Annotated in this window: 17 protein-coding genes and 1 pseudogene; 15 read left to right on the top strand and 3 right to left on the bottom strand. The window is 77.3% G+C overall.

The window, feature by feature from the left end:
- Nucleotides 1–73: 73 nt before the first annotated feature.
- Nucleotides 74–811 (bottom strand): TVP38/TMEM64 family protein, encoded by a 738-nt coding sequence (locus tag ACYVO2_RS21060; protein WP_461009466.1) that lies wholly within the window; start codon nt 809–811, stop codon nt 74–76.
- Nucleotides 812–1,002: 191 nt separating this feature from the next.
- Between ACYVO2_RS21060 and ACYVO2_RS21065 the strand changes: the two genes are divergently transcribed.
- From ACYVO2_RS21065 to ACYVO2_RS21110, 10 genes are all read left to right on the top strand, one after another.
- The gene (locus ACYVO2_RS21065; protein ID WP_461009467.1) at nt 1,003–1,875 is read left to right on the top strand and encodes a spermidine synthase; all 873 of its coding nucleotides are present in this window, start codon (nt 1,003–1,005) and stop codon (nt 1,873–1,875) included.
- Between the two features lie 35 nt (nt 1,876–1,910).
- Nucleotides 1,911–2,630, top strand: a complete 720-nt coding sequence (locus ACYVO2_RS21070) for a glycerophosphodiester phosphodiesterase (protein WP_461009468.1) — start codon at nt 1,911–1,913, stop codon at nt 2,628–2,630.
- 125 nt (nt 2,631–2,755) lie between these two features.
- A complete protein-coding gene (locus tag ACYVO2_RS21075; RefSeq protein WP_461009469.1) occupies nt 2,756–3,208 on the top strand; it encodes a DUF4442 domain-containing protein in 453 nt (150 codons plus the stop codon).
- 34 nt (nt 3,209–3,242) lie between these two features.
- Nucleotides 3,243–3,866 (top strand): redox-sensitive transcriptional activator SoxR, encoded by a 624-nt coding sequence (soxR, locus tag ACYVO2_RS21080; protein ID WP_461009470.1) that lies wholly within the window; start codon nt 3,243–3,245, stop codon nt 3,864–3,866.
- 115 nt (nt 3,867–3,981) lie between these two features.
- Entirely contained in the window at nt 3,982–4,341 is a 360-nt protein-coding gene (locus ACYVO2_RS21085) for a hypothetical protein (protein WP_461009471.1), read from the top strand.
- A gap of 58 nt (nt 4,342–4,399) precedes the next feature.
- Nucleotides 4,400–5,857 carry a DNA-3-methyladenine glycosylase 2 family protein gene (locus ACYVO2_RS21090; protein ID WP_461009472.1) on the top strand — a complete coding sequence of 486 codons (1,458 nt, stop codon included), beginning with the start codon at nt 4,400–4,402 and terminating at the stop codon, nt 5,855–5,857.
- A complete protein-coding gene (locus ACYVO2_RS21095) occupies nt 5,854–6,372 on the top strand; it encodes a methylated-DNA--[protein]-cysteine S-methyltransferase (RefSeq protein ID WP_461009473.1) in 519 nt (172 codons plus the stop codon). Before ACYVO2_RS21090 ends, ACYVO2_RS21095 begins: the two co-directional genes overlap by 4 nt.
- Nucleotides 6,373–6,456: 84 nt before the next feature.
- Entirely contained in the window at nt 6,457–7,287 is an 831-nt protein-coding gene (locus ACYVO2_RS21100; protein ID WP_461009474.1) for an isocitrate lyase/PEP mutase family protein, read from the top strand.
- A 634-nt stretch (nt 7,288–7,921) separates the two neighbouring features.
- Nucleotides 7,922–9,058, top strand: a complete 1,137-nt coding sequence (locus ACYVO2_RS21105; protein WP_461009475.1) for a winged helix DNA-binding domain-containing protein — start codon at nt 7,922–7,924, stop codon at nt 9,056–9,058.
- Between the two features lie 65 nt (nt 9,059–9,123).
- Nucleotides 9,124–10,779 carry an FAD-binding dehydrogenase gene (locus tag ACYVO2_RS21110; protein WP_461009476.1) on the top strand — a complete coding sequence of 552 codons (1,656 nt, stop codon included), beginning with the start codon at nt 9,124–9,126 and terminating at the stop codon, nt 10,777–10,779.
- 29 nt (nt 10,780–10,808) lie between these two features.
- On the opposite strand, the gene ACYVO2_RS21115 is transcribed toward ACYVO2_RS21110, so the two are convergent.
- Nucleotides 10,809–11,810: an aldo/keto reductase gene (locus ACYVO2_RS21115; RefSeq protein WP_461009477.1), complete on the bottom strand. Its 1,002-nt coding sequence runs from the start codon at nt 11,808–11,810 to the stop codon at nt 10,809–10,811.
- A 61-nt stretch (nt 11,811–11,871) separates the two neighbouring features.
- Here ACYVO2_RS21115 and ACYVO2_RS21120 point away from each other — a divergent pair, with 61 nt between their 5' ends.
- From ACYVO2_RS21120 to ACYVO2_RS21130, 3 genes and pseudogenes are all read left to right on the top strand, one after another.
- Entirely contained in the window at nt 11,872–12,762 is an 891-nt protein-coding gene (locus ACYVO2_RS21120) for a LysR family transcriptional regulator (RefSeq protein WP_461009478.1), read from the top strand.
- Nucleotides 12,763–12,773: 11 nt separating this feature from the next.
- A complete protein-coding gene (locus tag ACYVO2_RS21125; RefSeq protein WP_461009479.1) occupies nt 12,774–13,703 on the top strand; it encodes a pseudouridine-5'-phosphate glycosidase in 930 nt (309 codons plus the stop codon).
- 17 nt (nt 13,704–13,720) lie between these two features.
- Nucleotides 13,721–14,521, top strand: a pseudogene (locus ACYVO2_RS21130) (carbohydrate kinase family protein); the annotation flags it as partial.
- 40 nt (nt 14,522–14,561) lie between these two features.
- Here the strand turns inward: ACYVO2_RS21130 and ACYVO2_RS21135 are convergent.
- Nucleotides 14,562–15,080 carry a DUF1990 family protein gene (locus ACYVO2_RS21135; protein WP_461009480.1) on the bottom strand — a complete coding sequence of 173 codons (519 nt, stop codon included), beginning with the start codon at nt 15,078–15,080 and terminating at the stop codon, nt 14,562–14,564.
- Nucleotides 15,081–15,161: 81 nt separating this feature from the next.
- On the opposite strand from ACYVO2_RS21135, the gene ACYVO2_RS21140 reads away from it, so the two are divergent.
- A complete protein-coding gene (locus tag ACYVO2_RS21140; protein WP_461009481.1) occupies nt 15,162–15,638 on the top strand; it encodes an SRPBCC family protein in 477 nt (158 codons plus the stop codon).
- Between the two features lie 100 nt (nt 15,639–15,738).
- Entirely contained in the window at nt 15,739–16,686 is a 948-nt protein-coding gene (locus ACYVO2_RS21145; protein WP_461009482.1) for a GNAT family N-acetyltransferase, read from the top strand.
- Nucleotides 16,687–16,702 lie beyond the last annotated feature (16 nt).

A 16,702-nucleotide genomic window follows, 5' to 3' on the forward strand; every position in this document is an offset into this window, starting at 1 on the left:
ACCACCGACGCCACACCGGCCTCGGCGGCCATCCACCAGCGAGCCGCGTCACCAACCTGTCCGAACAACACACCTAGACGCCGGCGCGCGGCCGGGCGAGCCGGGCGCGCAGGCGGTGGTGGACGCGGGCGCGCCACAGGGTCGCCCCGGCGCTCGCCACCCCGAGCGCGGCGATGACGCCGAGCGCCGCCAGGAACGCCGGGGAGTCGGGGGCCCGGGCCAGGCTGCCCGCCACGACGTACACGGCGGTGTTGGGCAGCACGCCGACGGCGGTGGCGGTGACGAACGTCAGCACGTGCATGCGCGAGATCGCCGAGGTGTAGTTGGCCACCGCGAACGGGACACCCGGCACCAGGCGCATCAGCAGCACGCTGCGGAAGCCGTGCTCGCTCAACTGCCGGTCCATCGCCTTCAGCGCCTTCAGCCGCAGCAGGGTGCGCAGCGCGTCCCGGCCCAGCAGCCGGCCCAGCAGGAACGCGGCGGCCGCCCCGAGGGTGGTCCCGGCGACGGCGAGCGCCAGGCCGCCGGTTATCCCGAACAGCGCCCCGGCGGCGGCGTTCAGCAGCGGCTTGGGCACGAACGCCAGCGTGCAGGCGGCGAAGCCCACCACGAAAAGCAGCATCGCCGCGGCCCCGGACACCGGCCACAGGCCGACCTCGAGCATCCGCCGCGGCCCCCAGGCCAGCACCGTCAGGGCCGCCGCGGCGAGCAGGGCGGCGAGCAGGGCGCAGCGCGCCCACGGGGACAGCAGGGCGCGCACCACTCGTGCGGCCCGGCCGTGCGGCCGGGCGGGCAGCGGTTGTTCGAGCACCCGCGCAGCGTAACCGCTGCCACCGGTGTCCCGCCCGTCGTGTTCACGACGAACTGGGCGTCGGCGCAGGCCAGTAGCATGTGCTCCCTGATGGACGTGACGGACGCCGCTTCCCGCGGCCACGGTGAGCGCGGGCCCCGCACGGACGCGGGCCCGCGCGGACGGCGGGTCCCCGCGACCGGCGGCGCCCGATGACCGGCCGCCCCCCGGGCGACGGCGGCGGGGAGCCGGTGCCCGCCGTGCGGGCGGTGGGCTTCGGCCTGGCCAGGCTGATGCCCGACGTGGACCGGCGGCGCGCCTGGCTGCTCACCGTGGACGACGCCCCGCAGTCCTACGTGGACCTCGACGACCCGGAGCACCTGGAGTTCGAGTACACCCGCAGGATCGGGCACGTGGTGGACACCGCGGCGCCGCCCGGCGCCCCGCTGGACGTGCTCCATCTGGGTGGCGGCGGGCTCACCCTGCCCCGCTATGTGGCGGCCACCCGGCCCGGGTCGCGGCAGTGCGTGGTGGAGGCGGACACGGCGCTGGCGGAGCTCGTCGCCGAACGGTTGCCGCTGCCGCCGGACGCCGGGGTGGAGGTGCGCACGGGGGACGCCCGCCGGGCCCTGGCGGACTTCCCCGACGCCGCGTTCGACCTGCTGGTCGTGGACGTCTTCGGCGGCTCCCGCGTCCCCGCGCACCTGACCTCACGGCAGTTCGCCGCCGAGGCCGCGCGCACCCTGCGCCCGCACGGCCGGTACGTGGCCAACCTCGCCGACGGGCCGCCGCTGGCCTTCGCGCGCGGCCAGACGGTGACCCTGCTCGCGGTGTGGCCCCGGGTGTGCCTGATCGCCGAGGCGCAGGTGCTGCGCGGGCGCAGGTACGGCAATGTGGTGCTGGCCGCGGGGCGCTCCGAGCCGCCCGTCGCCGCCCTGGCCCGCCGCCTGGCCGCCGACCCGTTCCCGGCCCGCCTGGAGCACGGCGACCGCGTCGGGGTGTTCGCCGCCGGGGCGCGCCCGGTGGACGACGCGGACGCCACCGCGTCACCGCCGCCGCCGGAGGGCGCCTTCCGCCTCGGCTGAGGCGGCGCGGGCCCGGATCGGGCGATCATGGGGGCATGCAGCCGCACCGCGCCCTCGCCGTCGCCCACCGCGGCGACCCCTACCGCCACCGCGAGAACACCCTGCCCTCCCTGCGCTCGGCCCAGCGCGCCGGGGCCGACGTGGTCGAGATCGACGTGCGGGTCACCGCGGACGGCGTCCCGGTGCTGCTGCACGACGCCACCCTGCACCGGCTGTGGGGCGTGGACCGGCCGGTCGCCGCCGCCACCTGCGCGGAGGTGCGCCGCTTGGGCCTGCCCACGCTGAGCGAGGCCCTGGACGCGCTGGAGGCCCGCGTCATGATCGACCTGTCCGACCCGGTGACCGCCCGCGCCGCGGTGGCCGAGGCCCGCCTGCGCGGCGCCGGGCGGCGCGTGTACTACTGCGGCGCCCTGTCCGCCCTGGCCGCGGTGCGCGCCGAGGACGCGGACGCCGAGATCGCGCTCACCTGGAAGCGGACGGCCCCGCCGCCGCCGGCGCTGCTGCGGGACCTGCGCCCGGCCTGGATCAACATGCCGTTCGGCCTGGTGGACCGGGCCCTGGTGGAGCGGGTGCACGAGGAGGGCCGCCGGGTCGGGGTGTGGACCGTGGACGCCCCGCCCACCATGGCCCTGATGCTGCGCCTGGGCGTGGACGCGGTGACCACCAACCGGATAGGCGCCCTGCTGCGGCTGCTGGCCCGGCGCTCCCCGGGACGGTTCCGGCGGGGGCGGTCGGGCGGCGACGGGATGGGGTGAGGGGATGGAGTGAGGGGGCGCGTGGGTTGCAGGACGTGCGGTGAGGGTGCGCGCGGGTGAGGCACGCGCGAGTCGAGGGACGGGCGGGCTACTCACGGGTAATACTCATTGGTAACATCCGGCGCATGACCGCTCCCACCTCCTCGCTCGGCGAGCAGCTCGCCGCCACGGTGCCGATGGTGCGCACCCTCGACCTGGAGTTCGTCTCCACCGGTCCTGAGCGCGCCGTGCTGCGCCTGCCGGACCGGCCGGCCTTCCACAACCACGTCGGCGGGCCGCACGCGGGCGCGATGTTCACCCTCGCCGAGTCGGCGAGCGGCGCCGTGGTGCTCGGCGCCTTCGGGGACCAGCTCTCCCGCGCCGTCCCGCTCGCCGTGCGCGCCGAGATCGCCTACCGCAAGCTCGCCATGGGCCCGGTGACGGCCACGGCCACCCTGGGCCGGCCCGCCGCCGAGGTGATCGCGGAGCTGGACGCGGGCAGGCGCCCGGAGTTCCCCGTCGCCGTCGTCATCACCCGCGAGGACGGGGAGGTCACCGGCGAGATGACGGTGGTCTGGACGCTGCGCCCCCACGGCTGAGCGCCGCCGGCGGGGCGGCGGTTAGGCTCGCCCCGTGAGCCAACTCTCGTCACGGCACAAGGAACTCACCGTCGGGCAGCTCTCCGCGCGCAGCGGGGTCGCCGTTTCGGCGCTGCACTTCTACGAGTCCAAGGGTCTGATCGGCAGCCGCCGCACCAGCGGCAACCAGCGCCGCTACACCAGGGACACCCTGCGCCGGGTCGCCTTCATCCGCGCCTCGCAGCGCGTCGGCATCCCCCTGGACACGATCCGCGAGGCCCTGGACGAGCTGCCCGAGGGCCGCACCCCCACCTCCCAGGACTGGGCGGACCTGTCCGAGCGGTGGCGGGGGGAGCTGGAGAGCCGCATCGAGCAGTTGCTGCGCCTGCGCGACACCCTCACCGGGTGCATCGGCTGCGGCTGCCTGTCCCTGGAGCGCTGCGCGCTGTCCAACCCCGACGACGTCTTCGGCAAGCACGCCGCGGGCTCGCTGCTGGTGCCCAGGCCGCGCGCCGACGGCGAGCAGGCCCCGGCGGGGGAGGACACGGCGGCGGGGGACACGGCCGCGGAGGGCCGGGTGGCGCAGGAGCCCTCCGCCGCCGAGCCGCCCGCCGCCCCGGAGGACGGTGCGGAGCAGGCGGGGATGTGCCGGGTCCCGAGCACACCGGGGATCTGCTAGCCGGCCGGACGCGCCCCCGGCCCGCACCCGCGGCGGGGCCGGGGCGCCGCCCGCCATGTGGTGGGGCCTGGGGCCCTGTCCCCGCCGGTCCGCCCGGCCAATAATCCCGGTCACGATGTGGACGGCGTTCACCGGGCCGCCGAAGAGCCTGCGGGTGCACGGCAGGGGCGAACCCGTCTTCCGCGACGACCCGCGCTGGACCGAGCTCGTCGGCCGCTTCGGCGCCGCGGCCGGACTGCCCGCCCTGCGGGCCGTTGTCCTCGTCACCGCCGAGCGCATCGGCGACTCCCGCGGCTTCGCGGTGCCGCTCATGGAGTACCAGGGGGACCGCACCCTGCACCCGCGGCACTTCGGGCGCAGGACGGACGAGGAGTTCGCCGCCTACCGCGAGCAGAAGGACCACGTCGGCACCAGCCTCGACGGGCTGCCCGCGCTGCCGCTTCCGCTGCCCCCGCTGCCCCGGCCCGCCGGGTGAGACGATCCGGTCCGAAACCCGCCAGCGCCACCGCCGCGCGACCGAGCAGGATGGAGGTGTGCCCGACACCTTCACCGCCCGCTACCAGGTCATCAGCAGCCGCGACCCGCGCTTCGACGGCGCTTTCTACACGGCCGTGAAGACCACCGGAATCTACTGCCGCCCCAGTTGCCCCGCCCGCACCCCCAAGCCGGAGAACGTGGTCTTCTACACCACGGCCGCCGCCGCGCAGAAGTCCGGGTTCCGGGCCTGCCGCCGCTGCCGCCCCGAGGCCAGCCCCGGCTCCCCGGAGTGGAACACCCGCGCCGACCTGGTGGGGCGGGCGCTGCGGCTGATCGCCGAGGGCGTGGTGGACGAGGCCGGGGTCGGCGGGCTGGCGCGGCGGCTGGCCGTCGGCGAGCGGCACCTGCACCGGCTGATGGCCGCCGAGGTCGGCGTCGGGCCGCTGACCCTGGCCCGCACCCGGCGCGCCCAGACCGCGCGGCTGCTGCTGGAGGCGACGGGTCTGCCCGTCACCGATGTGGCGTTCGCCTCCGGGTACGCCAGCGTCCGGCAGTTCAACGACAGCATGCGCGAGGCGTTCGGCCGCACCCCCACCGAGCTGCGGCGCGGCGCCCGCGGCGGCGTCGCGGGCGCGGCCGGCGACATCGAGCTGCGGCTCGCCCACCGCCGCCCCTGGACGGCGGGGCCCGCCCTCGCCGCGCTGCGGAGCGGGGCGCTGCCCGGTCTTGAGGAGTTCGACGGCGCCGCCTACCGGCGGTCGCTGCGGCTGCCCCGCGGCAGCGGCGTCGCCGCCCTGACCCCGCACCCCGACCAGGGCCACGTCACGGTGCGGCTGCGCCTGACCGACCTGCGCGACCTCACCCCCGCCGTGCAGCGCTGCCGCCGCCTGTTCGACCTGGACGCCGACCCCTGCGCCGTGGACGAGGCCCTCGCCGCCGACCCGCTGCTCGCCCCGCTCGTGCGGGCCCGCCCCGGCCTGCGCATGCCCGGCCACGTGGACGGCTTCGAGGCGGCCGTCCGCGTCCTGCTCGCCCAGGACGCCCCCGCCGCCGCGGCCCGGGACCGCGCCGCCCGGCTCGTCGCCGACCTCGGCACCCCCCTCGCCGAGCCCGAGGGCGCCGTCACCCACCTGTTCCCCACCGCCGGCGACATCGCCGCCGCGGCCCCCGACGCCCTGGCCGCGTCCGCCGGGCCGCACGCCGCCGCGCTGCACGCCCTCGCCGGGGCGGTCGCCGGCGGCACCCTGGCCCTGGACCCGGGCGCCGACCGCGCCGAGACCGCCCACTGGCTGCGCGAGCTGCCCGGCGTCGGCCCGTGCGCCGCCTCCCACATCGCCCTGCGCGCCCTCGGCGACCCCGACGCGCTGCCCGCGACCGACCCGGCCCTGCGCCGCGCCCTGCGCTCCCTTGGCGCCGCCGACGACCCCGCGTCGGTGACCGCCCGCGCCGAGCGGTGGCGGCCCTGGGGCGGCTACGCGGCCGCCCACCTGTGGGCGCGGGCGGAGCAGGCATGACGGCGCCGCGCCACGCGACGGTGCCCACCCCCGTCGGCCCGTTCACCGTGCTCGCCCGGGACGGCGTGGTGTGCGCCGCCGGGTTCACCGACGACGTCGGCCGCCTCGCCGCGATGCTCGGCCCCGGGCCCGCCCCGCGCCGCGCGGCCGACCTGGGCGCGGTCACCGACGCCGTGCTCCGCTACCTCGACGGCGAGCCGGCCGCCCTGGACGGCGTCCCCGTCGACCAGCCCGGCGGGCCGTTCACCAGCGAGGCGTGGCGGGCCATGCGCGCCGTCCCCGCGGGGACCACCGTCACCTACACCCGGCTGGCCGCGGACGCCGGACGCCCGGACGCGGTCCGCGCCGCTGCCGCCGCCTGCGCCGGCAACCGCATCGCCCTGTTCGTGCCCTGCCACCGGGTGCTGCGCCTCGACGGCGGCCTCGGCGGCTACCTGTGGGGCCTGCACGTCAAGCGCTGGCTGCTGGCCCACGAGGCCGGAGGACCCCAGCAGCCCACCCTGCCGCTGACCTGACGGCCCGGCCCCCCGCACCCACCCCTTTCCGTACCCGCCTCTTTTCCGTGTCCACCGTTCGCCGACCCGAGGAACCACGCACCCATGAGCAACGACACCTCCGCCAAGGCCCGCCTGCTGCGCTCCCTCCACCTGGGCCCGGCGCCCCTCGTCCTGCCCAACGCCTGGGACGCGGCCAGCGCCGTGCTGATCGAGGCGGCCGGCGCCCCGGTGGTCGCCACGACCAGCGGCGGCGTCGCCTGGTCGCTGGGCCGCAGGGACGGGCAGCGGCTCACCCGGGAGGAGACGGCGGCGGTGACCGCCCGCATCGCGGCCGCCGTGGACGTGCCCGTCACCGCCGACATCGAGGGCGGCTACGGCCCCGAGCCCGGCGACGTGGCCGACACCGTGAAGGCCGTGGCCGCCGCCGGGGCCGCGGGCGTCAACCTGGAGGACTCCAGGCCCGACGGCACCCTGTTCACCCCGGACGAGCAGGCCGCCCGCATCGCGGCCGCCCGCGCCGCCGCCGGGTCAGCCGGGGTGCCGGAGCTGGTCGTCAACGCCCGCACCGACGTGTACCTGTTCGGGATCGGGGAGAGCGAGGGCCGGTTCGACGACGTGCTCACGCGGGCCCGCCGCTACGCCGAGGCCGGCGCGGACTGCCTGTTCGTGCCGGGCCTGCTGGACCTGGCGGCGCTGCGGGCACTGGCCGACACCGCGCCGGTCCCGGTCAACGCCATGGCCGTGCCCGGCGGCCCCACCGTCGCGGAGCTGGCCGCCGCCGGGGTGCGCAGGATCAGCCTGGGGACGGCCGTCGCGCAGGCCGCGTACACGGCGGCGCGCCGCGCCGCCGCGGAGGTCCTCACCTCCGGCACCTACCGGGCGTACGCGGACGCGGAGGGCTTCGGCGAGCTGAACGGGCTGTTTCGCGGTTGAGAGAACCGCGGGTGGGGCCCGCGGGTGGGGTCGGCGGTCGAGACCCGAGGGTGAGAGCTGCGGTTGGCAGCTCCGAGGCTGAGATCCCGGTCGGAGCCCGGGAGTGAGACCTGAGATTGAGATCTCGGTTCGGACCTGTGGTTGGAACCTGCGGTTGGGCCCCGAGGGTGAGATCCCGGTCCGGATCTGCGGTTGGAATCCGAGGGTGAGGCCTGGGCCAGGACCCGAGGGGGAGACCCGAGGCTGAGACCCCGACCGGATCCCCGGTCGGGGTCGCGGCGGGCCCGTTTCGCGGTCGAGTGGGTCAGTGGGCCGGGTGCCCGGGGGCGATTGCGGACACAGGGTGGCCGCAATCGACTCTAGGCTGCGGACAGGATGAAGGAGGGGGAGGGGCCTTCGGCCCCTTTCCCCGCTTCCCCCGGCTTCTTCCGCTCTTCCCGCCGCAGGCCACACGCGCGGTCGCGGTGGCCGTGCCCGTCGTGCCGGTCGCGTGCCCGTCGTGCCGGTCGCGCGCCCGTCACGCCCGTCGTGCCGCGCGCCCGTGGTCGCCGCGCCTGCCCCGCGCGGCCGTCGCCGGCGGGGCGGGGGAGCGGCGGACAGCCGAGGGGAGCGGACAGCTCAGGAGAGGGGATCCATGGCGAGCAAGAGCGCGAGCGGTGCCGAGGTGCTGGGGGAGAGGGCGCTCGGGCGGGCGCTGCTCGCCCGGCAGATGCTCGTCGAGCGGCAGCGCCTCAGTGCGCGGGCCGCCCTAGAGCACCTCGTCGGGATGCAGGCGCAGGCGCCCTCGCCCCCGTACACGGGGCTGTGGACGCGCCTTGTGGACTTCCGCGCCGAGGAGCTATCCACGCTGATCGCCGAGCGGCGGGCGGTGCGGATCGTGCTCATGCGCGGGACCATCCACCTGGTCACCGCGGCCGACGCCCTGGCGATCAGGCCCTGGGTGCAGCCGATGCTCGACCGGGCCCTGCGCGGCGGCTTCGGACGGGCCCTCGCGGACCTGGACCACGCCGAGCTGGCCGCCCTGGCCCGGGAGTTGGTGGAGAAGGAGCCGCTGACCTACCGCCGCCTCGGGGAGCTGCTGCGGGAGCGCTGGCCCGACCGGGACCCCGCCGACCTGGGCAACGCCGCCCGCTGCCTGCTGCCGCTGGTGCAGGTGCCGCCGCGCGGCCTGTGGGGCCGCAGCGGCCCCGCCGCGCACACCACCGCCGAGTCCTGGCTGGGCCGCCCGCTTCAGGAGCAAGCCCGGCCGGAGGAGCTGGTGCTGCGCTACCTGGCCGCGTTCGGCCCGGCCACCGCGCGGGACGCGCAGGCCTGGTGCGGCCTGACCCGGCTGCGCGAGGTGCTGGACCGGCTGCGGCCCCGCCTGCTGACCTTCCGCGGCGAGGACGGCCGCGAGCTGTTCGACCTGCCGGACGCGCCCCGGCCCGACCCCGACACCCCCGTGCCGCCGCGCTTCCTGCCCCCGTTCGACAACCTGCTGCTCTCCCACGCCGACCGCGGCCGCGTCATCTCCGACCGGGGCCGGGCGCGCCTGTTCACCAAGAACGCCGTCTTCCCCGGCACCGTGCTGGTGGACGGGATGGCCGCGGGCACCTGGGGGGTGGTGCGCGAGCGCGGCACCGCGGTGCTGGCGGTGCGGATGTGGGAGCCGGCCGCTCCCACCGCCCTCGAGGGGCTGGCCTCCGAGGGCGACCTGCTGCTGCGGTTCCTCGCCGAGGACGCGGACACCCGGGAGGTCCGGTTCGCCGATCCGGGCGGAACGGGGCGTTGACCGCCGCCCGGCGCGCGTAAAGAATCGGGTCGCCCACCGCCGACCCCCGTGAGGAGACCTGGCCCATGGCACTGGACGCCGACGTCATCGTGGTGGGGGCCGGGCTCGCGGGCCTGGCCGCCACCGCGGAGCTCGCCGACGCGGGGCGGCGCGTGGTGCTGGTGGACCAGGAGCCGGAGGCGTCGTTCGGCGGGCAGGCGTTCTGGTCCTTCGGCGGCCTGTTCCTGGTGGACTCCCCGGAGCAGCGCCGGGTGCGGGTGAAGGACTCCCGCGACCTGGCCTGGCAGGACTGGCTCGGCACCGCGGGCTTCGACCGGCCCGAGGACCACTGGCCGCGCCGCTGGGCCGAGGCGTACGTGGACTTCGCCGCGGGCGAGAAGCGCGCCTGGCTGCACGGGATGGGCGTGCGCTTCTTCCCCGCGGTCGGCTGGGCCGAGCGCGGCGGCCACCTGGCCACCGGGCACGGCAACTCCGTGCCCCGCTTCCACATCACCTGGGGCACCGGTCCCGGGCTGCTGGAGCCGTTCGCGCGCCGGGTGCGCGCGGCGGCCGAACGCGGCCTGGTCACCCTGCGGTTCCGGCACCGGGTCACCGAGCTGACCCGCACCGAGGGGGCGGTGGACGGCGTGGCCGGCGAGATGCTGGCGCCCAGCCGCGCCCGGCGCGGCGAGCGCAGCGGACGCGAGGCGACCGGCGCGTTCGAGCTGCGCGCGCAGGCCGTGCTCGTCACCTCGGGCGGCATCGGCGGCAACCACGACCTGGTGCGCGCCCACTGGCCGGAGCGGCTGGGCCGCCCGCCGAAGCGCATGCTGTCCGGGGTGCCCGAGCACGTGGACGGCCTGATGCTCGGCGTCGCCGAGCGAGCCGGGGCCCATCTGATCAACAGGGACCGGATGTGGCACTACACCGAGGGCATCGAGAACTGGGACCCGATCTGGCACCTGCACGGCATCCGCATCCTGCCGGGCCCCTCGTCGCTGTGGCTGGACGCCACGGGGCGCCGGCTGCCCGTGCCGCTGTTCCCGGGCTTCGACACGCTCGGCACCCTGGAGCACATCATGCGCACCGGCCACGAGCACACGTGGTTCGTGCTCACCCAGAGGATCATCGAGAAGGAGTTCGCGCTGTCGGGCTCCGAGCAGAACCCCGACCTGACCGGCCGCAGCGTCCGCGACGTGCTGCGCCGCGCCCTGCCCGGGGCGCCCGGGCCGGTGGAGGCGTTCAAGCGGCACGGCGCCGACTTCGTGGTCGCCGACGGCCTGCCCGCCCTGGTGCGCGGCATGAACGAGCGCACCGGGGAGCCCCTGATCGACGAGGACCGGCTGCGCGAGGAGATCGTGGCCAGGGACCGGGAGATCGGCAACCCGTTCACCAAGGACCTCCAGATCACCGCGGTCCGCGGCGCCCGCGGCTACCTCGCGGACCGGCTGATCCGGGTGGCTCCCCCGCACCGCCTGCTCGACCCGAAGGCCGGGCCGCTGATCGCGGTGCGGCTGAACATCCTCACCCGCAAGACCCTCGGCGGCCTGGAGACCGACCTGTCGGGCCGGGTGCTGCGGCCGGGCGGCGAGGCGCTGCCCGGGCTGTACGCGGCGGGCGAGGCCAGCGGGTTCGGCGGCGGCGGCATGCACGGCTACCGGTCGCTGGAGGGCACGTTCCTGGGCGGCTGCCTGTTCTCCGGCCGCACGGCGGGCCGGGCGGCCGCCGCCGCCACGGGCTGACGGCGGCGCGCCGGGTCTCGGGGCGCCCCTCAGACGTCCAGCAGGGACGAGCCGACGGCCTCCACCCCGGCCAGGGCCCGGTCGATCTCCCGGAGCACCTCGGGGGACAGCGCGACGCGGGCCGCCGCCACGTTGTCGTCGATGTGCGCCGGGGTGCGGCTGCCCGGGATCGGCACCGCCGCCGGGTGCTGGTGCAGCAGCCAGGCCAGGGCCAGCCGGGACGGGGTCAGGCCCAGCTCCTCGGCGATCCGGCGCACCGGGGCGAAGCGGTCCCGGTTGGCCTCCAGGTTGCCGTCGGCGAACCGCGGCGCGTTGCGCCGGAAGTCGCCTTCCGCGACCGCCGTCACCGCGCCCGTCAGGAACCCGTTGCCCAGCGGCCCCCACGGCACGAACCCGACGCCGAGCTCGTCCGCCGCCGCGACGAGCTCGGCGTCGGGCCGCGTCCACATCGACCACTCCACCTGCACCGCGGCCACCGGGTGCACCGCGTGCGCCTCGCGCAACTGCGCCGCCGTCACGTTCGACAGGCCCAGCTCGCGCACCAGGCCCGCCTCGATCAGCTCGGCGACGGCGCCGACCGTGTCGGCGAGCGGCACCTCGGGGTCGGGGAAGTGCGGGTAGTACAGGTCGATGACGTCGGTGCCCAGGCGGCGCAGGCTGGCCTCGGCGTAGCCGCGCACATACCTCGGGTCCGCGTTGACCGCGAGCTCCCCGAAGGCGTACCCGACCGGGAAGGTGTGCCGGGGCGCGCCCTCGGGCACCAGGAAGCCGAACTTCGTGGCGATCACCGCCTGCTCCCGCCGCCCCCGCACGGCCTGCCCGACCAGGCGCTCGTTGTGCCCGTCCACGCCGTAGCCGTCGCTGGTGTCGACGAACACGGCACCCGCGTCCAGGGCGTGCCGCAGCGCGGCCAGGCCGCGGGCGTCGTCCACCTCCCCGTACACGCCGGGGGAGAGCACCATGGCGCCGAAGCCGACCGCGGGCACGGTCAGGCCGCCGAGGGAGCGGGTGGGAAGAGCGGTGTCGGTCATGGCGCCCACGCTGCCGGTCAAACGCTCCCCTGTCCAAGATCCAGTGTGATAACCAGAGGTTATGGACGCCCATGTGAGGGAGCTGCGCTACTTCGTCGCCGTCGCCGACGAGCTGAACGTCACCCGGGCGGCGCGGCGCCTGTACGTCTCCCAGCCCGCGGTGTCCAAGCAGATCAGGTCGCTGGAGCGGCGGCTCGGCCGCGAGCTGTTCACCCGGCGGGCGGAGGGCATGGGGCTGACCGCGGCCGGGGAGGCGCTGCTGCCCGCCGCCCGCGCGGTGATCGCCCAGTGGGACGCGGGCGTCGCCCGGGCCAGGGCCGCGGGCGACACCGGCACCCTGGTCGTCGCCCAGCAGACCGCCGTCGGCCGCGACCTGCAACGCCGCCCCCTGGCCCGCTTCCGCGAACACGCCCCCGGCTGGACGGTGTCGCTGCGCCTGGCCCCGTGGGGGGACTCCACCTGCGGGCTCGGCGACGGCACCGCGGACGTCGCGTTCGCCTGGCTGCCCGTGCCGCACCCCGGCATCCGCACCCGGGTGCTGGTGCGCGAGCGCCGCTGGGTGGCGCTGCCGAACGGGCACCACCTGGCGGGGCGGGAGGTGGTCGCCTTCACCGAACTGCTGCACGAGCCGTTCGTCGCCCTGCCCGAGGAGGCCGGCGCGGTGCGCGAGTTCTGGCTCGGCACGGCGGAGCGGGACGGGGTGCCGCCGGTGATCGGGGCGACGGCGCACGCCGCGGACGAGGCGTTCGAGGCGGTCGCGGCCGGGCTCGGGGCGGTCCTGATCGCCGAGGGCAACGCCGGGCTCTACGCCAGGCCAGGGGTGGTGTGCCGGCCCGTGGCGGGGCTCGCCCCCGCCGAACTGGCGCTGGCCTGGCGGGCGGACGACCGGCGGCCCGTGGTCGCCGCGTTCGTCGCCGCGTACGGGTGGGCAGGTACCGGGCAGCCGCAGTGATCACACCGTCCATGTGGAGGCCCGCCGTGCCGATCCGCCGGTCCGAGGAAGTCGCCGAGGCGCTGGAGCGCGGGGCGCCCGTGGTGGCCCTGGAGTCGACGATCATCGCCCACGGCCTGCCCCGGCCCCGCAACCTCGAGGTCGCCGTGGAGCTGGAGCGCCTGCTGCGCGAGCGCGGCGTGGTGCCCGCCACCGTCGCCGTGCTCGACGGCACCGCGTGCGTCGGCCTCGACGACGAACAGCTCGCCCGCGTCGCCGAGCGGGCGGGGATGCGCAAGCTCGGCGCCCGCGACCTGCCCCTGGCCGCGGCGGCGGGCGCGGACGGCGCCACCACCGTCTCCGGCACCGCGTTCCTCGCCCACCGCGCCGGGATCGAGGTCTTCGCCACCGGCGGCCTCGGCGGGGTGCACCGCGCCTGGACCGAGGTGCAGGACGAGTCCGCCGACCTGCGCACCCTCGCCGAGACCCCGATCACCGTGGTCTGCGCCGGGGTGAAGTCCATCCTGGACGTGCCCGCCACCCTCCAGCGCCTGGAGACGCTGAACGTCGCCGTCGCCGGCTACCGCACCACCACCTTCCCCGGCTTCTACCTGCACAGCTCGGGCGAGCCCGTGGAGTGGACGCTGCACGAGCCGGAGGAGGTCGCCGCCGTGATGCGGGCCCGCGACGAGCTCGGCGGGCCGCGCGGCGCCCTGGTGGTGGCCAACCCGGTGCCGGTCGCCGAGCAGCTCGACCCGCGGCTGCACGACCACGTGCTCGGGCAGGCGCTGGCCGCCGCCGAGCGGGAGCGGGTGACCGGGCAGGCCATCACCCCGTTCCTGCTCGACCACCTGGTGCGGGCGACCGGCGGCGCCTCCCTGGAGGCCAACCTGGCCGCGGTGCGGGGCAACGTCCGCCTCGCCGCCGCGATCGCCGCGGCCCGCGCCGCGCGGCCGAGGTGAGCGGGCCGGGGCTGCTCGTGGTCGGCGACGTCGTCACCGACATCGTCGCCGTCCAGGAGCGGCCGCTCGCCCACGCCACCGACACCCCGGCCCGCATCGGGATCCGCCCCGGCGGCTCGGGCGCCAACACCGCCGCCTGGGCCGCCCACCTGGGCGCGTCCGTGCGGCTGCTGGCCCGGGTGGGCGCCGAGTACGCCGACTGGCACCGCAGGGAGCTGGCCCGCCACGGGGTGCGGCCCGAGCTGCGGGTGGACCCCGTCCGGCCCACCGCGCGGGTGATCGTGCTGGTGGACCCGGAGGGGGAGCGCACCATGGTCACCGACCGGGCGGCGGGCGGGCGGCTCGGCCCGGAGGACTGGGACGACGCCCTGCTGGACGGGGTCGGGCTGCTGCACCTGTCCGGGTACACGCTGTTCACCGAGTGCGGGCGGCGACTGGCCGGGGCCGCGCTGGCCGCGGCGGAGCGGGCCGCGGTGCCCGTCACCGTGGACCCGGCGTCCGCCGGCTTCCTCACCGCCTTCGGCCCGCGCCGCTTCCTCCGGGAGACCCGCGGCTGCGCCGCGGTGCTGCCCAACGAGGACGAGGCCGCGCTGCTCGCCCCGGCGGCACCCGACCCGGAGGCGGCGGCGCTCGCGCTCAGCCGCGACTACGGCCTGGCGGTGGTGAAGCGGGGCCGCGACGGCGCGGTCGCGGCCCGGGACGGGCGGATCGTGGCCCGGGGGGCGTGCGACGGCGTCCGCCCGCTGGACCTGACCGGCGCGGGCGACGCCTTCGCGGGCGGGTTCCTCGCCGCCCGGCTCGCCGGAGCGGACGTCCCCGCCGCGCTGGACGCCGCCTGCCGGGCCGGGGCGAGGGCCGTCACCCTGCCCGGCGGGCGACCAGAGCGCGCAGCGTCCGGCCGCACCACCGCGCGTACGCCCACTGCGCCGGCGGGATCAGCGGACCCGCCGCCCTCGTGCACCGGTTCGCCGGAAGGCTGAACGCCGTCACGGTCAGCGTCACCGCGCCGGACCCGTCCAGCTCCACCAGGAACGCCTCCTCGCCGCGCTCGGGGTGCCCCGGCAGCGTGCCGTACGCCCAACCGGCGCGCCGCTCCTCCTCCAGGGTCCACACCACCTCGCACGGCGCCGACACCCGCAGCGGTCCCACCCCGAGCTGCGGCGTCACCCGCACCCCGGGCGCGGCCCGCGGGGCGTCGGTGACCATCCGCACCCCGGCCGCCCGGTGCATCCGCCACTCCAGCACCGCCCGCCCCGCCGCCTCGAACACCGCCCGGCCGTGCCCCACCGGCACCCGCACCCGCAGATGCCGGTACCCGCCCGGCAGCGGCCCCTCGCGGGTCGCCCCCACCTCGGCGTAGCTGAACGTCGTCGCCACTCCTGCCTCCCCTCGCCCGCGGCTCCGCCTTCGCAGGACCCTGCCCGCACGCTACCGCCCCCGGCGCGGCACACTTGCGGCATGGCCGAACGGGGGAGCGACGAGCGGGACCGGCACTTCTACCGCTTCACCAGCGTCTGGCGCCTGGCCGCCCCGCCCGGGCGCGTCCTCGCGGTGCTGCGCGACCCCGAGGGCTACCCGGCGTGGTGGCCGCAGATACGGCGGGTGCGCCGGCTGGACGAGCGCTCGGGCGAGGCGGTGGTCAGGTCGCTGCTGCCGTACGAGCTGGTGCTGCGGGTCGCCGAGGGCCGCGACGACCCGGCGGCCGGGCTGCTCGAGGTCGCCCTGGACGGCGACCTGGAGGGCTGGTGCCGCTGGCGGGCCCGCCCGCACGGCCGCGGCACCGTCGCCCGGTACGAGCAGGAGGTGGTGCTGCGCAAGCCGCTGCCGCGCCGCCTGCCGGGGCTGCTGCGCCCGGTGCTGCGGGGCAACCACGCCTGGATGATGCGCTGCGGCCGCCGGGGCCTCGCCCGGCACCTGGCCGCCGGGGCGCGGTGACCGGCGGAGGAGCCCCCGGCAGGGGGGTGACCCGCGCGACCATGACAGCCAGTCAGAAAATCGGTTGCGTCCGCGCCGGAGCGGCCGGGACGCTCCCCCCATGACCGCTGCCACCGGCATCACCGTCCGGGCCGCCACCCTGGACGACGCCCCTGCCATCCGCGACCTGATCAACACCGTGGACACCATCGAGCTCGGCGCCCCGGAGACCGGCACCGAGGAGGTCGTCCGCGAGCTGACCCGCCCCGGCACCGCCATGGCCACCGACACCTGGCTGGCGTACGCCCCCGGCGGGGCCCTGGTCGCCTACGCCGTGGTCAACGACCCGTACGGCACCGAGCGCGTCAACGCCGACCACTACGTGCTGCCGGACCACCAGGCCGCGGGGGAGCACCTGGTGGACCTGATGACCTGGCGCGCCACGGAGATCGCCGCGGCCAACGGCGCGCCCGAGGCGGTCGTCCACCTGTACCTGACCACGAACCCGGTGCTGGACACCGGCCTGCTGCGGGCCCGCGGCTGGACCACCGTGCGCCGCTACCAGGTGCTCACCCGCCGCGTCGCCCCCGCCACCGACCCCGCTCCGGCGCCGCCGCCCGGCGTCCGGATGCGCGACTGCGCTGACGACGCCGCCCGGCGGGCCGTGCACGCGCTGATGGAGGAGGCGTTCACCCGGCACCACGACTACCACCCGCGCACCTTCGAGCAGTGGAGCCACGCCTTCGGCCCCGCGGGCCCCGAGTGGTCGCTGACCTGGCTGGCGCACGCCGACGGGATCGGCGCCGCGGGCGCGCTCGTGGCCAGGAACGACCGCGAGACGATGGGCTGGGTGACGCAGCTCGGCGTGGCCGCCGCGGCCCGGGGGCGCGGCATCGGGTCGTTCCTGCTGCGGAGCGCGTTCGCCGAGTTCGCCCGACTGGGCCGGGACACCGTGGGCCTCGGCGTGGACACGGAGAACGTCACCGGCGCCCTGCGGCTCTACGAGGGCCTCGGCATGCGCGTCCACTTCGCCGCCGACACCTGGGAGCTGCGGGCCGCCACCCGGTGACGGCCCGCGGCGGCGC

The sequence above is a fragment of the Streptomyces capparidis genome, assembly GCF_054782095.1.

Bases quoted from the DNA above. Each gene is read 5' to 3' on its own strand.
- ACYVO2_RS21140 (WP_461009481.1), top strand. From the start codon at position 15,162: ATGGCCGAACGGGGGAGCGACGAGCGGGACCGGCACTTCTACCGCTTC.
- ACYVO2_RS21075 (WP_461009469.1), top strand. From the start codon at position 2,756: ATGACCGCTCCCACCTCCTCGCTCGGCGAGCAGCTCGCCGCCACGGTG.
- ACYVO2_RS21070 (WP_461009468.1), top strand. From the start codon at position 1,911: ATGCAGCCGCACCGCGCCCTCGCCGTCGCCCACCGCGGCGACCCCTAC.
- ACYVO2_RS21110 (WP_461009476.1), top strand. From the start codon at position 9,124: ATGGCACTGGACGCCGACGTCATCGTGGTGGGGGCCGGGCTCGCGGGC.
- ACYVO2_RS21085 (WP_461009471.1), top strand. From the start codon at position 3,982: ATGTGGACGGCGTTCACCGGGCCGCCGAAGAGCCTGCGGGTGCACGGC.
- ACYVO2_RS21065 (WP_461009467.1), top strand. From the start codon at position 1,003: ATGACCGGCCGCCCCCCGGGCGACGGCGGCGGGGAGCCGGTGCCCGCC.
- ACYVO2_RS21145 (WP_461009482.1), top strand. From the start codon at position 15,739: ATGACCGCTGCCACCGGCATCACCGTCCGGGCCGCCACCCTGGACGAC.
- ACYVO2_RS21125 (WP_461009479.1), top strand. From the start codon at position 12,774: ATGTGGAGGCCCGCCGTGCCGATCCGCCGGTCCGAGGAAGTCGCCGAG.
- ACYVO2_RS21105 (WP_461009475.1), top strand. From the start codon at position 7,922: ATGGCGAGCAAGAGCGCGAGCGGTGCCGAGGTGCTGGGGGAGAGGGCG.
- ACYVO2_RS21120 (WP_461009478.1), top strand. From the start codon at position 11,872: ATGGACGCCCATGTGAGGGAGCTGCGCTACTTCGTCGCCGTCGCCGAC.
- ACYVO2_RS21115 (WP_461009477.1), bottom strand. From the start codon at position 11,810: ATGACCGACACCGCTCTTCCCACCCGCTCCCTCGGCGGCCTGACCGTG.
- ACYVO2_RS21100 (WP_461009474.1), top strand. From the start codon at position 6,457: ATGAGCAACGACACCTCCGCCAAGGCCCGCCTGCTGCGCTCCCTCCAC.
- ACYVO2_RS21095 (WP_461009473.1), top strand. From the start codon at position 5,854: ATGACGGCGCCGCGCCACGCGACGGTGCCCACCCCCGTCGGCCCGTTC.